Genomic DNA, 12,131 nt, shown 5'->3' on the forward strand with positions numbered 1-12,131 from the left:
GGCGCTGGCGCGCGACCTGGCCGCGCTGGGCGAACGCCGCCTGACCGTGGGCCGGGAGCTGACCAAGCAGTTCGAGGACACCACCACCCTGCGCTGCGATGCCTGGCCGGCCTGGCTGGCGGCCGACCCGCACCGCGCCAAGGGCGAATTCGCGCTGGTGTTGCACCCCCAGCCGGTGCGCGCGGCCGAGGCCGATGGCCTGGACGCGGACACCCTGCGGGTGCTTGGGCTGCTGCTGGCCGAACTGCCGGTGAAAAGTGCCGCGCGCCTGTGTGCCGACATCACCGGCCGGCCGAAAAATGCGCTGTACCAGGCGGCGCTGGGGCTCAAGGCAGGCGGCTGAGGCCCAGGGCCCCTGGGCGTGCGCTCAGGACCGGTCGGGTCCGTCCAGGCGCCTGCTGCCAGGGCGGTTGCCGGGGGCGGGGGGCGGGGCGTCGGGGTCGTTCACTTCGCGCACCTCGACATCGACCACCTCGGCGGTTTCCGCGCCCGGCCCGGCGCGGCCGCTGGCCCCGGGCCAGACCCGTTCGGTGGCGTAGCGCTGGAACCGGCCCACGAACACCGGTGCCGTCGGCCGCCGGCCACGCAGCAGCGCCCACAGCACGCCCAGCATCAGCAGCACCAGGGCCAGACCCAGCAGGCACAGGGCCAGCACCGCGGTGAACAGCCACAGGGCCGTGCGCACCACCGCACCCAGCAGGCCCCAGACAAACCGTTGTATCTCTTGCATCTTCGCTTTCCGCGCGACCTCCATCGCGCACAATGGGGCTTCACGCCGCCGTCACGCATCTTCTCTTACATTGGGCCATCACCCGCGATTCAAACCCATGAAACCACTTTGGCAGTATTTTCTGCGCGGCCTCATGGCGCTCCTGCCCCTCGGGCTGACGGTCTACCTGCTGTACGCCCTGGTGGTGTGGTCCGAGGCGCTGGCCATGCGCCTGATTCGCCCCTTCGTGGGCGACTTCTACCTGCCAGGCCTGGGGCTGCTGCTCGGCACCGGGTCGGCGGTGTTCATCGGCTTCCTCCTGTCCACCCGCCTCACCGCGCGCCTGCTGTCGTGGGTCGAACTGCCCTTCACCAACATCCCGGTGGTCAAGAGCATCTACTCCTCGCTCAAGAGCTTTGCCGACTATTTTTCCCCCCAGCACCAGGATGGCGACGCCCAGCAGGTGGTGATCCTGCGCCTGCCCGGCCAGGAACTGGAGGTGGTGGGCCTGATCACCCGCAACCACCTGCGCGGCCTGCCGCCGGGTTTCCTGCCCGGTGACCGCGTCGCGGTCTACCTGCCCATGGGTTACATGATCGGCGGCTACACCCTGTTCGTGCCGCGCGACTGGCTCACCCCCATCGACATGTCGGTGGAAGAAGCCATGCGTTCTTCCCTCATCGCCTGGATGGCCCACCGCAACACCCCATGACGATCCGCAACCTCGACCGCCTTTTTGCTCCCCGCAGCGTCGCCGTTTTCGGCGCTTCCGACCGCGCCCACAGCGTCGGTGCCACCGTCTGGAACAACCTGGCGCGGGCGTACCGGGGCGCGCTGTACCCGGTGAATCCGCGGCTGAAGCACCTGGGCGAGGCACAGGTCTGGCCCTCGGTCCAGGCCTTGCCGGCGGCTCCCGACCTGGCCGTGATCTGCACCCCCCCGGCCACGGTGCCGGGCCTGATCGCCGAGCTCGGGGCCAAGGGCACCAAGGCGGCGGTCGTGGTCACCGCCGGCCTGAGCGCTGCCCAGAAACAGGCCATGCTGGACGCGGCCCGGGCGCACACGCTGCGCATCCTCGGGCCCAACTGCATTGGCATGCTGGTGCCACACCTGGGTCTGAACGCCAGCTTCGCCCACGCCGACGCGGCGCCCGGCTCCATCGCCTTCGTCTCGCAGTCGGGCGCGCTGGTCACCGCCATGCTGGACTGGGCCAATTCGCGCCAGATCGGTTTCTCGCACTTCGTTTCTCTCGGCGAACACGCCGACGTGGACTTTGGCGACATGCTCGACTTCCTGGGCAGCGACCCCAAAACCCGCGCCATCCTGCTCTACGTCGAGTCGATCGACGCGCCGCGCAAATTCATGTCGGCGGCGCGGGCGGCGGCGCGCAACAAGCCGGTCATCCTGGTCAAGGCCGGGCGTTCGGCCCAGGGGCAGAAGGCCGCGGCCTCGCACACCGGCGCGCTGGCCGGCTCGGACGAGGTCTTCGACGCCGCCATTTCCCGCGCCGGCATGCTGCGGGTGTACACCTTGCAACACCTGTTCATGGCAGCCGAGCTGCTGGCGCGCTTCCGCGACAACCGCAGCGAACGCCTGATCGTGCTGACCAACGGCGGCGGCGCTGGCGTCATGGCGGCGGACGCCGCCGCCTACGCCGAGGTCGAACTGGCCCCGCTGGCGCCGGAGCTGGTCGAACAGCTCGACGCCGTGCTGCCCGGCAACTGGTCGCGCGCCAACCCGGTGGACATCATCGGAGACGCCCCGGCCCAGCGCTACGTCGATGCCCTGCGCCTGCTGCGCCAGGACCGGCAGAGCGCCATCTTGTTCGTGCAGGCGCCCACCGCCATCGTGCCCAGCACCGAGATTGCCCAGGCCCTGCTGCCGTTGGCGCAGGAAAAGCCGCCGCGCGTGCTCGGCAGCTGGCTGGGCCACAGCGCCGTGGCCGAAGCGCGCGCCCTGTTCCGCGCCGGCGGCGTGCCCGACTACGACACCCCCGAAGAGGCGGTGCGGGCCTTTGCCTTCCTGCGCCAGTTCCACCGCCACCAGGCCGAACTCATGGAGACCCCGCCGGCGGCGCCGCTCAATGGCGGCCTGGACCTGCCCGCCATCCGCCAGTTGGTGGACTTTGTGCTGGCCGATGGCCGCGACATCCTCACCGAGCCCGAGGCCAAGGAGCTGCTGCGCCTGGCCGGTATCCCGGTCACGCCGACGCGGGTGGTGCCGCCCGAGCCCGAGGCCGCGGTCTACGCCGCCGACACCATCGGCTACCCGGTGGTGCTCAAGATCCTCTCGCCCGACATCACGCACAAATCCGACGTGGGCGGCGTGCGCCTGAACCTGCACAACGAAGCCGAGGTGGCCCAGGCCGCCCAGGCCATGCTGGAGCGGGTGGCCGAACGACAGCCGGGCGCGCGCATCGAAGGCTTCACCGTGCAGCCCATGGTGCGGCGCGAGCACGCCCACGAGCTGATCCTGGGCGCCAGCATCGACCCGCTGTTCGGTCCGGTCATCCTGTTCGGCCAGGGCGGTGTTTCGGTGGAGGTGGTGGCCGACCGCGCCCTGGCCTTGCCGCCGCTGAACGTGCCCCTGGCCGAAGCGCTGATCGACCGCACCCGCGTGGCCAAGCTGCTGCGCGGCTACCGCGACGTGCCCGCCGCCGACCGCGGCGCCATCACCCACGCGCTGGTGGCGATCTCGCAGTTGCTGGCCGACGTGCCCGAGATCGCCGAGCTCGACATCAACCCCCTGGTGGTGAACCACGCCGGCGCCCTGGTGCTGGATGCGCGCGTGCGCCTGTGCCGCAGCCGCCCGGCCGGCGCCGCACATTTCGCCATCAAGCCCTACCCGCAGGACCTGATCGAGACCCTGCCCTGGGACGACGGCCGCACCCTCACCCTGCGCCCGATCCGCCCCGAGGACGAGGCCCAGCACCTCGAGTTCTTCCAGCGCCTGACGCCCGAAGACATCCGCCTGCGCGTGTTCTACACCCGGCGCAGCATCGAGCACACCGAACTGGCGCGCCTGACCCAGATCGACTACGACCGCGAAATCGCCTTCGTCGCCACGCTGCCGCTGACCGACGGGCGCGAGGAAACCCTGGGCGTGGTGCGCGGCATTTGCGACCCCGACAACGACGCGGCCGAGTTCGGTGTGATCGTGCGCTCCGACCTCAAGGGCAAGCGCATGGGCTGGATCCTGATGGACAAGCTGGTGCGCTACCTGCGCGCCAACGGCACCCAGCGCATCGTCGGCACCGTGCTGCGCGAGAACAAGGGCATGCTCGGGCTGGCCCAGCGGCTGGGTTTCAGCGTGCAGGTGCATCCCGAAGACGCCGACCTGCGGCACGTGGAACTGCCGCTGCAGACGCCACCCCGGGCCTGAGGCGGCGCAGCCCCCGGCCTGTCCGGGGGCGGGCGCTCAGGCCAGCAGGGTGAAGGCGACGATGCCCAGGCCCAGGCCCAGGTTCACCGCCACCCACTGGCGCAGGGTGCCCAGGGCGGTCCCGGCAGCGGCCCAGTCGGACGCGGCCACGGCCCGACCCAGACGCCCGTACAGGGCGAAGCGGATGTGGCCGAAGATCAGCACCATCAGCGTGCCCAGCACGGACATCACCGTCCAGTCCAGCGGCATGCTGAACCCGCCGCCCGATTGCGCCGCGGCCTTGGCCGCCTGGCCCATCATCCAGCCGCCGGAGAACAGCGCCAGCACCGACAGCAGGGTGATGACCCGAAAGAAGCGGCCCAGCACCTCGTGCATCAGGCGCAGGCGCACCGGCGGCTCCAGTGTGGCCACGGCCGGGCGCAGGAAGAAATGGGCAAACACCATGCCCCCGACCCACACGACGATGGACAGCAGGTGCAGGGTTTTCAAGGCGGCGTACAGCATGGGCGGTGATTCTCAAAGTGCAAGGGACCGCACCATAACAGCTTTCGCGGCGCCGTGGCTTTTTTGCTGCGCCGCAACAAAAAAGCTTGCAATCCGGCGCTGGCCCCGTATACTTGGGGTCATGTTGCAGCGCAGCATAAGCCGACAAAACTGTCATCTGTTTGTCGCACCGGCGCGCTACTGTTTGTGTCACCCACCTTTTTTCAAGGAGTACCGCCATGTTGACCGTTGAACAAATCCTCGCCGCCCAGAAAGCCCAAGTCGCCACCCTGTTCGATCTGAGCAGCAAAGCCCTGGCCAGCGTCGAAAAGCTGAACGAACTGAACCTGCAAGCTGCCAAGGCCACCCTGACCGAGAGCGCCGCCCAGACCCAGGCCCTGCTGAGCGTCAAGGACGTGCAAGAGCTGGTTGCCCTGCAAAGCACCGTACTGCAGCCCCTGGCCGAGAAAGCCGCTTCCTACAGCCGCCACCTGTACGACATCGCCGCTGGCGTGGGCGCCGAATTCGGCAAAGTGGCCGAAGGCCAAGCCGCTGACGCCCAGAAGCAGTTCGTCGCCGCCGTGGACAGCGCCGTGAAGAACGCCCCCCAGGGTTCCGAGTCCGCCGTGGCAGCCGTCAAGAACGCCATGTCCACCGCCACCTCCGCCATGGAGTCGGTGCAGAAGGCTGTCAAGCAGGCGACCGAGCTGGCCGAAGCCAACTTCAATGCCGTGACCACCAGCGCCCTGAGCGCCGGCAAGCCGGTGAAAGCCGCCAAGGCCTGATTCTTTCAGCGCCCCGCACCAGCCCCGCGCTTCGGCCCGGGGCTTTTTTTGTGCCGATAATCATGGGCGTACTTTTCACCGTCACAGGAACACACATGAGCGAAATCCTCACCGTCGGCATCGTTGGCGCCGGCACCATGGGCAACGGCATCGCACAGGCCTGCGCCGTCAGCGGCATCCGCGTCGTCATGGTCGACATCAGCGAAGCCGCCGTGCAAAAAGGCGTGGCCACCGTGGCCGGCAGCCTGGACCGCCTGATCAAGAAAGACAAGATCAGCGCCGCCGACAAGGACGCGGCGATGGCACGCATCCAGGGCTCCACCAGCTACGACGATCTGAAGGGCGCGCAACTGGTGATCGAAGCCGCCACCGAGAACATGGAGCTCAAGATCAAGATCCTGCGCCAGCTCGACGCCCTGCTGCCCGCCGACACCCTGGTCGCCACCAACACCAGCTCCATCGGCATCACCCAACTGGCCGCTGTGACCCAGCGCGCCGACCGCTTCATCGGCATGCACTTCTTCAACCCGGTGCCGATGATGGCGCTGGTCGAAATCATCCGCGGCCTGCAGACCAGCGACAGCACCCACGACGCGGTGCGCGACCTGGCCCTGAAGCTGGGCAAGACCCCAATCACGGTGAAGAACGCCCCGGGCTTCGTGGTCAACCGCATCCTGGTGCCCATGATCAACGAGGCCTTCTTCGTGCTGGCCGAGGGCCTGGCCAGTGCCGAAGACATCGACAACGGCATGAAGCTGGGTTGCAACCACCCCATCGGCCCGCTGGCCTTGGCCGACCTGGTCGGTCTGGACGTGTGCCTGGCGGTGATGAACGTCTACTTCGCCGAGTTCAACGACAGCAAGTACCGCCCCTGCCCGCTGTTGAAGGAAATGGTGGCCGCGGGCTGGCTGGGCCGCAAGACCGGCCGCGGCGTGTACAGCTACTGAGTGTCAGGGGGGGCGGCGCCCCCCTTCGGCGCAGGGCGGGGCGTTGTGCCGAAAATGGGAAAATCGTCAAAAATCGATTGATGTGTAAAATTCGAATTCCGAATTCATCGATTGAAGACGCGTCTATGCCCGTCAACCCCCAAAGTCTGTTGAGCAGCCTCAACCAGCAGACCGAAACGCTGACACAGCGCTTGGACGCGCTGCACCAGCACCTGCTGGTGTCGGTGCCGTCGGTCGACCGCATCGCCTGCGCCCTGTACGAGGCCCAGGACGACACGCTCAAGACCTTCATCAACAGCACCCGCGCCGGGCGGGCGATCAGCGGTTACGAATACAAGCTGGCCGACAGCGCATCGCTCAGCGCGCTGGCGCGCAGCGGCGAGTTTCGGGTGCTCGACGACATCGCCCAGGCCATCCGCTCCGACACCGCGCACTCGGTGTGGCTGCGGGAGCAGGGCTACCAGTCCTCCTTCACCGTGCCGCTGTACGACGGCGGTCAATTGCTGGGCTTCGTGTTTTTCGACTCCATGCACGGCAATGCCTTCACCCCTGAGGTGCAGCGCGACCTGGTGCTCTACAGCAACCTGATCGGCATGGCCATTGCGGGGGAACTGGCGGCGGTGCGCGCCGTGCTGGAAGCCACCCGCGTGGCGCGCGAACTGGCGCAGGTGCGCGATTTCGAAACCGGCACCCACCTGGAGCGCATGGCACGCTACTCGCGCATCATCGCCCAGGCGGTGGCGCCGCGCTACGGGCTCAACGACGAGTTCGTTGAAAGCGTGTACCTGTTTTCGTCGCTGCACGACATCGGCAAGATCGGCATCCCCGACAAGGTGCTGCTCAAGCCCGGCAAACTCGACGCCGAGGAGCGGGTCGTCATGCACACCCACGTCGACAAGGGGGTGCAAATCATCGACCGCATCGTCGGCACTGGCGAGCACCGGCGCCTGCCCGACTCCACGGTCCTGCGCAACATCGTCCACTGCCACCACGAGTACCTGGACGGTTCGGGCTACCCGCGCGGTCTGCGCGGTGACGCGGTGCCGGTGGAGGCCCGCATCGTCACCGTGGCCGACATTTTCGATGCGCTCACCGCCGGCCGGCCTTACAAGCAGGTCTGGTCGCCGACCGATGCACTGGGCGAGCTGGACCGCATGGTTGCCGCCGGCCAGCTCGATCCCGCCTGTGTGCAGGCGGTGCACGACCACTTGGAACAAATCCTGACCATCCGCGCCCGCTACACCGACGCCGACGTGGAGGTCTGAGTCCGCGCCAGCCCCAGGGCGTCGATGTCCACCGCATCGATCTGCCCGGGCTGCAGGAAGCGCTGGGCATAGCTCAGATACACCCCCTCGCACACAAAAATCTCGAACAGATCGGGGTCGATGTGGCGCTCGTCGCGCATCCGGGCCATGATGCGCAGGGCCTCGGAGAGCGGCTTGGCCGACTTGTAGGGCCGGTCCGAGGCCGTCAGGGCCTCGAAGATGTCGGCGATCGCCATCATGCGCGCCTCGGTGCTGAGCTGGTCGGCGGCCAAGCCTTTGGGGTAGCCGGTCCCGTCCAGGCGTTCGTGGTGTCCCGCCGCCACCTCCACCACCCGCCGCAGGTGCCGCGGAAACGGCAACTGGCTTAGCATGATTTCGGTCTGCACGATGTGTTCGTTGATCTTGTAGCGGTCTTCTTCGGTGAGGGTGCCTCGCCCCACGCGCAGGTTGTGCAGTTCGCCCTGGTCGTACAGCAATTCGGGCACGGCCATGCGGAACCCCCACCGGTTGTCGGCGGGCATGCGGTCGTGCACGGGGCGCTCGATGCGGTGTTCGGGGCGGTCTGCCAGCAAGGGTTCCCGCACGGGCAGGGGGGAGGCTGGGGTGGAGCCCAGGCGTTGCAGTTCCTCGGCCGATCGGCCCAGGCGGTCGTCCAGGGTGCGGCGCCAGGTGCGCTGTGCGATCCGGGCCAGCCGCTGTTCGTCGTCCGGCGCGAGTGTTTCGCCCCCCCCTGGTTGCAGCGCGCCACGAAGGCGAAATCCTCGTCCAGCGATCGCCAGGTCTGGGCCAGTTCGACCTCTGCAGCCTGTCGGTCGCCCCCTTCCAGGATGCGGCGCAGACACTCCACCTCGGCCTCGGTTTTGAGCAGCTCGAAACGCATGCGCACCTCGTGGATGCGGTTGTAGATGGCCTCCAACTTGGTCGCCTTGTCCACCACGTGTTCCGGGGTCGTGACCTTGCCGCAGTCGTGCAGCCAGGCGGCGATCCGCAGCGTTTCCCAGCCATCCTCGTTCAAATGGAAATGGCGGTAAGGGCCGTGCTGCACGGCGCAGGTGGCCCGCGCCAGCAAATGGGTCAGTTCGGGAACGCGGGCGCAATGGCCGCCGGTATACGCGCTCTTGGCATCGACGGCGTTGGCCACCAGGCGGATGAACGATTCGAACAGGTCTTTCTGCGCCCGGATCAATGCCTGGGCTTCCAGCGTGACCGCGGCCGTGCCCGACAGCGCTCCGATAAAGGTCACCCGGTCTTCGTCCGAGGGCTCCACGGCCAGGAGTACCATGGCGCCGGTCAGGTCGCGCTGGCGGTTGAGCAGAGGCACCGCCACCACATGCAGGGCGGCCTCGCGGTGCAGGGCTTCGGGCAGGCGCAGGACGCGGATGTCGTCGGCGTGCAGGGGCATGGTGACGACACAGGCCCGCTGCAAGGCCTGCGACAGTGCGGGCCCCAGGCTCGTCGGGTCGGGGCGCAGTTGCCCTTGGGTATCGGTGGGCAGCGGCAACGTCGGCATGCGGGCCAAGGCCTCCGGCGTCAATGGGGCCCCATCGTACTGCTGGGCACAGGCGGGGCGCAGGCCTTGACCGTCGTACAGGTACAGCACGCCCGCTGGCGCTTCCACCACCGACAGCGTTTCGGTCAGCAGACGCGGCAGCAAGCGGTCGAAATTGTGTTCGGCGGCGATGGCCCCGCTGAGGTCCAGAAACCGTTGCACCGTGCTCTTGAGTTTGGTCATGGCCGCGGCCAGGGTGCCCACCTCCAGAATCCAGGTGCGCAAGCGGATGGGGCGATCGAAGCGAAAGCGGCTGATGTCCAGGGCGTGCTGGGCCAGGGTCATGATGGGTTGGGCAATGCGGTGCGCGATCAGCCAGGTGATGGGCACCGATAGAACCACGATCAGCAGGGTGACCCAGGCGGCCACGCGTGTCTGTGTGTGGGCCTGGGCCAGCAGTTCGCCGTCGGGCGTGGCCATGACCAGGTAAAGGGGGGTGCCCACGTCCAGAGGCAGGGCGTCCACCGACACGTGCCACAGGTCGGCCGGGGTGTTCAGGGTCGTGCGCAGCCCGCGGTCTGGCGCCACGCTGGTCAGATCGATGGTCTGGGCGATGGTCGCCAGGATCTCCATCCCGAAGTTGTCGAGGTTGGCCAGCTCCGGTTTCTCCGGGTCGGCCACGCTCAAGCGCACCAGCCTGATGGTGTCTTCGTGTGCGAACACGGTGCCTTGCCCATCCACCAGGGCCAGCTGGGAATGGGGGGTGACCTTCTGCCGGGCCAGGAGGGCGCTCAGGGTTTGCAACTGGATGTCGGCCCCGATCACCACGCCCGGGTAACGGGGATGCTGCATTGCCATCGTGATGCCAACCTGGCGGTCGGAAAAGAACAGGTAGGGGCTGGTCAGCGATGCCCCGGGGCGAGACAGGGCCGTCCGGTACCAGGTGCGTCCGCGCGGGTCGTACTGGCCTGGGTAATCGGCCTTGTCCTGCGTGCTCAGAAGGCGCAGTCGTGCATCGAGGTAAATGTACCGACCGCGCGGGCGGGCGGTGTTGCGCCGGTCGATGCTTTGTACCACGTAGCGGGCCCCCTCGGGCGCGCGCAGGCGCAAACGCTCTTATTCGGTCTTGAGGTGGCGGACGAAGAAAAAGTCGCCGTTTGGGTAGGCGATGTACAGCGAAGCCAGGGCCGGCACATGGTCCAGGGCGGAGCGCAGCATCGGCACGCCGCGCATGCGCTCTTCCTGTGTGCGGGCCGTGACCAGGGCTTCGTGCTGCACCAAATGCACCGCCGTTTCCACCGGTTCCACCACGCGCAGGAAGGCGCCTTCCAACTCGCGGGTGATGCGGTGGGTCAGGTCCGGGCCACACCGGTCATCATTCGGGTGGACATCCAGTGGCCCACCGCGGCCAGGGCAGCGCCCACGACCAAGATCAGCAGCAAAAACAGGGTGGACACATGGACTTGAAGCGGAAATCGTTTCACGGTGCCCTCCCGGTTTGGCTGCGCTATCAGTCGGCCACGAAGCTGCCCGATTTGCCCCCGTGCTTCTCCAGCAGCTTCACGTCGGAGATCACCATGCCCCGGTCGGCGGCCTTGCACATGTCGTAAATGGTGAGCAGGGCCACCTGCACCGCGGTCAGCGCTTCCATTTCCACCCCGGTGGGGCCGGTGCACTCGGCGGTGGCGCGGCACAGCACCGCGCTTGCCTCGGGCTGCAGTTCGAACTCCACCGCCACCCGGGTCAGGGCAATCGGGTGGCACAGGGGAATCAGGTCGCTGGTCTTCTTGCTGGCCATGATGCCGGCCAGGCGGGCCACGCCCAGCACATCGCCTTTCTTGGCGGTGCCGGCCGTGACCAGGGCCAGGGTGGCGGGCTGCATGGCGATGCGGCCCTGGGCCACGGCCACGCGGTGGGTGGCGTGCTTGGCGCCCACGTCCACCATGTGGGCCTGGCCTTGGGCATCGAAATGGGTGAGGGGCGATGACGTCATGGGACTCGGGCAGGGAAACGGAATCTTTACAGGATGCAGGCATCATACGGGGATGAGCTTGCGTTTTGTCCGCCGTTGCTGGCCGCTGTTGCTGGCCGGTCCCCTGTGGCTGGCCCCGCCCTCCCTGGGCTGGCCCCAGACCCTGCCCGCGCGGGCACTGCCGGCCCTGGGCGATGGCAGCGACCTGACCCTGAGCGAGGAGCGCCGCCTGGGCGACCAAATCGCCCGCGCCATTTACCGCGATCCGGACTACCTGGACGACCCGGTGCTCGACGGCTACCTGCAGGCCCTTTGGCGCCCCCTGGTGGACGCCGCCCGCCAGCGCGGCGACCTTTCGCCCGAACTGGCCGAGCGATTCGCCTGGGACATCATGCTCGGGCGCGACCGCAGCGTCAACGCCTTTGCCCTGCCGGGCGGCTACCTGGGTGTGCACCTGGGACTCTTGGCCACGGTCGCCTCGGCGGACGAATTGGCCTCGGTGCTGGCGCACGAACTCAGCCACGTTTCCCAGCGCCACATCGCCCGGCTGATCGCCCGCCAGAGCCGGCAGGCGCCGTGGATCATCGCGTCCATGATCCTGGGCGCGCTGGCGGCCAACGCCGCCAAGAACGTCGACATCGCCAATGCCGCCATCGTCGGCGGCCAGGCGGTGGCGGCGCAGACCCAGCTGAATTTTTCGCGCGACATGGAGCGCGAGGCCGACCGGGTCGGGTTCGGCGTCATGACCGACGCCGGTTTTGACGGCCACGGCTTCGTGAGCATGTTCGACAAGCTGCAGCAGGCCTCACGCCTGAACGACGATGGCGCTTTCCCCTACCTGCGCAGCCACCCGCTGACCACCGAGCGCATGGCCGACATGCGGGCCCGGGTGCCGCACGGCGAAGCGCCGCCGGTCAGGACCACCCCCGCCCCGGTGTCGCCCGCCTACCACGCCATGATGTCGGCCCGCGCCCGGGTGCTGGCCGAACCCGATGCGGACCGCCTGCGTGCCCTGGTGACCGCCCAGGGCGCGTCCCAGAACAGCCCCAAGGCCGATGCCCAGACCCTGGGTCAGCGTTACGCCGCCACCCTGGCCGCCG

At 68.1% G+C, this 12,131-nt stretch carries 13 protein-coding genes; 7 read left to right on the forward strand and 6 right to left on the reverse strand.

Going from position 1 to position 12,131, the window contains the following annotated elements:
• On the forward strand, positions 1–343 hold a 343-nt coding region (locus CON77_RS04890), incomplete at its 5' end, for an SAM-dependent methyltransferase (protein WP_500778832.1).
• Between the two features lie 24 nt (positions 344–367).
• Here the strand turns inward: CON77_RS04890 and CON77_RS04895 are convergent.
• Positions 368–730 carry a hypothetical protein gene (locus CON77_RS04895; RefSeq protein WP_198552268.1) on the reverse strand — a complete coding sequence of 121 codons (363 nt, stop codon included), beginning with the start codon at positions 728–730 and terminating at the stop codon, positions 368–370.
• A 97-nt stretch (positions 731–827) separates the two neighbouring features.
• Between CON77_RS04895 and CON77_RS04900 the strand changes: the two genes are divergently transcribed.
• Both CON77_RS04900 and CON77_RS04905 read left to right on the forward strand, forming a co-directional pair.
• Positions 828–1,421, forward strand: coding sequence for a DUF502 domain-containing protein (locus tag CON77_RS04900; RefSeq protein ID WP_101048025.1), 594 nt, complete (start codon positions 828–830; stop codon positions 1,419–1,421).
• A complete protein-coding gene (locus tag CON77_RS04905; RefSeq protein WP_101048026.1) occupies positions 1,418–4,090 on the forward strand; it encodes a bifunctional acetate--CoA ligase family protein/GNAT family N-acetyltransferase in 2,673 nt (890 codons plus the stop codon). The genes CON77_RS04900 and CON77_RS04905 overlap by 4 nt, the downstream gene beginning before the upstream one ends.
• 36 nt (positions 4,091–4,126) lie before the next feature.
• On the opposite strand, the gene CON77_RS04910 is transcribed toward CON77_RS04905, so the two are convergent.
• Positions 4,127–4,594, reverse strand: a complete 468-nt coding sequence (locus CON77_RS04910; protein ID WP_101048027.1) for a CopD family protein — start codon at positions 4,592–4,594, stop codon at positions 4,127–4,129.
• Between the two features lie 218 nt (positions 4,595–4,812).
• On the opposite strand from CON77_RS04910, the gene CON77_RS04915 reads away from it, so the two are divergent.
• From CON77_RS04915 to CON77_RS04925, 3 genes are all read left to right on the forward strand, one after another.
• On the forward strand, positions 4,813–5,358 hold the full coding sequence (locus CON77_RS04915) for a phasin family protein (protein ID WP_101048028.1): 546 nt from the start codon (positions 4,813–4,815) through the stop codon (positions 5,356–5,358).
• 95 nt (positions 5,359–5,453) lie between these two features.
• Positions 5,454–6,305 (forward strand): 3-hydroxybutyryl-CoA dehydrogenase, encoded by an 852-nt coding sequence (locus tag CON77_RS04920; protein WP_101048029.1) that lies wholly within the window; start codon positions 5,454–5,456, stop codon positions 6,303–6,305.
• Between the two features lie 125 nt (positions 6,306–6,430).
• The gene (locus CON77_RS04925) at positions 6,431–7,570 is read left to right on the forward strand and encodes an HD domain-containing phosphohydrolase (RefSeq protein ID WP_101048030.1); all 1,140 of its coding nucleotides are present in this window, start codon (positions 6,431–6,433) and stop codon (positions 7,568–7,570) included.
• On the opposite strand, the gene CON77_RS15825 is transcribed toward CON77_RS04925, so the two are convergent.
• The 4 genes from CON77_RS15825 to moaC all read right to left on the reverse strand — a co-directional run bounded on the left by CON77_RS15825 (position 7,543) and on the right by moaC (position 11,052).
• Complete coding sequence (locus CON77_RS15825; RefSeq protein WP_500778833.1) at positions 7,543–9,597, reverse strand: HD domain-containing phosphohydrolase; 2,055 nt, start codon at positions 9,595–9,597, stop codon at positions 7,543–7,545. The genes CON77_RS04925 and CON77_RS15825 overlap by 28 nt on opposite strands.
• A gap of 578 nt (positions 9,598–10,175) precedes the next feature.
• Positions 10,176–10,391: a hypothetical protein gene (locus CON77_RS15340; RefSeq protein WP_198552270.1), complete on the reverse strand. Its 216-nt coding sequence runs from the start codon at positions 10,389–10,391 to the stop codon at positions 10,176–10,178.
• 20 nt (positions 10,392–10,411) lie between these two features.
• Positions 10,412–10,543 (reverse strand): hypothetical protein, encoded by a 132-nt coding sequence (locus CON77_RS15695; protein WP_255408167.1) that lies wholly within the window; start codon positions 10,541–10,543, stop codon positions 10,412–10,414.
• Positions 10,544–10,569: 26 nt separating this feature from the next.
• Positions 10,570–11,052, reverse strand: a complete 483-nt coding sequence (moaC, locus tag CON77_RS04935; protein ID WP_101048031.1) for a cyclic pyranopterin monophosphate synthase MoaC — start codon at positions 11,050–11,052, stop codon at positions 10,570–10,572.
• A 52-nt stretch (positions 11,053–11,104) separates the two neighbouring features.
• On the opposite strand from moaC, the gene CON77_RS04940 reads away from it, so the two are divergent.
• Positions 11,105–12,131: M48 family metalloprotease (locus CON77_RS04940; RefSeq protein ID WP_157826846.1), on the forward strand; the 1,027-nt coding region annotated here is incomplete at its 3' end.

Source organism: Macromonas nakdongensis (assembly GCF_002837145.1).
In the GTDB taxonomy this organism is placed as follows: domain Bacteria; phylum Pseudomonadota; class Gammaproteobacteria; order Burkholderiales; family Burkholderiaceae_C; genus Macromonas_B; species Macromonas_B nakdongensis.

Coding starts and splice junctions, on each gene's coding strand:
- CON77_RS04895 (WP_198552268.1), bottom strand. CDS start 730: ATGCAAGAGATACAACGGTTTGTCTGGGGCCTGCTGGGTGCGGTGGTG.
- CON77_RS04900 (WP_101048025.1), top strand. CDS start 828: ATGAAACCACTTTGGCAGTATTTTCTGCGCGGCCTCATGGCGCTCCTG.
- CON77_RS04905 (WP_101048026.1), top strand. CDS start 1,418: ATGACGATCCGCAACCTCGACCGCCTTTTTGCTCCCCGCAGCGTCGCC.
- CON77_RS04910 (WP_101048027.1), bottom strand. CDS start 4,594: ATGCTGTACGCCGCCTTGAAAACCCTGCACCTGCTGTCCATCGTCGTG.
- CON77_RS04915 (WP_101048028.1), top strand. CDS start 4,813: ATGTTGACCGTTGAACAAATCCTCGCCGCCCAGAAAGCCCAAGTCGCC.
- CON77_RS04920 (WP_101048029.1), top strand. CDS start 5,454: ATGAGCGAAATCCTCACCGTCGGCATCGTTGGCGCCGGCACCATGGGC.
- CON77_RS04925 (WP_101048030.1), top strand. CDS start 6,431: ATGCCCGTCAACCCCCAAAGTCTGTTGAGCAGCCTCAACCAGCAGACC.
- moaC (WP_101048031.1), bottom strand. CDS start 11,052: ATGACGTCATCGCCCCTCACCCATTTCGATGCCCAAGGCCAGGCCCAC.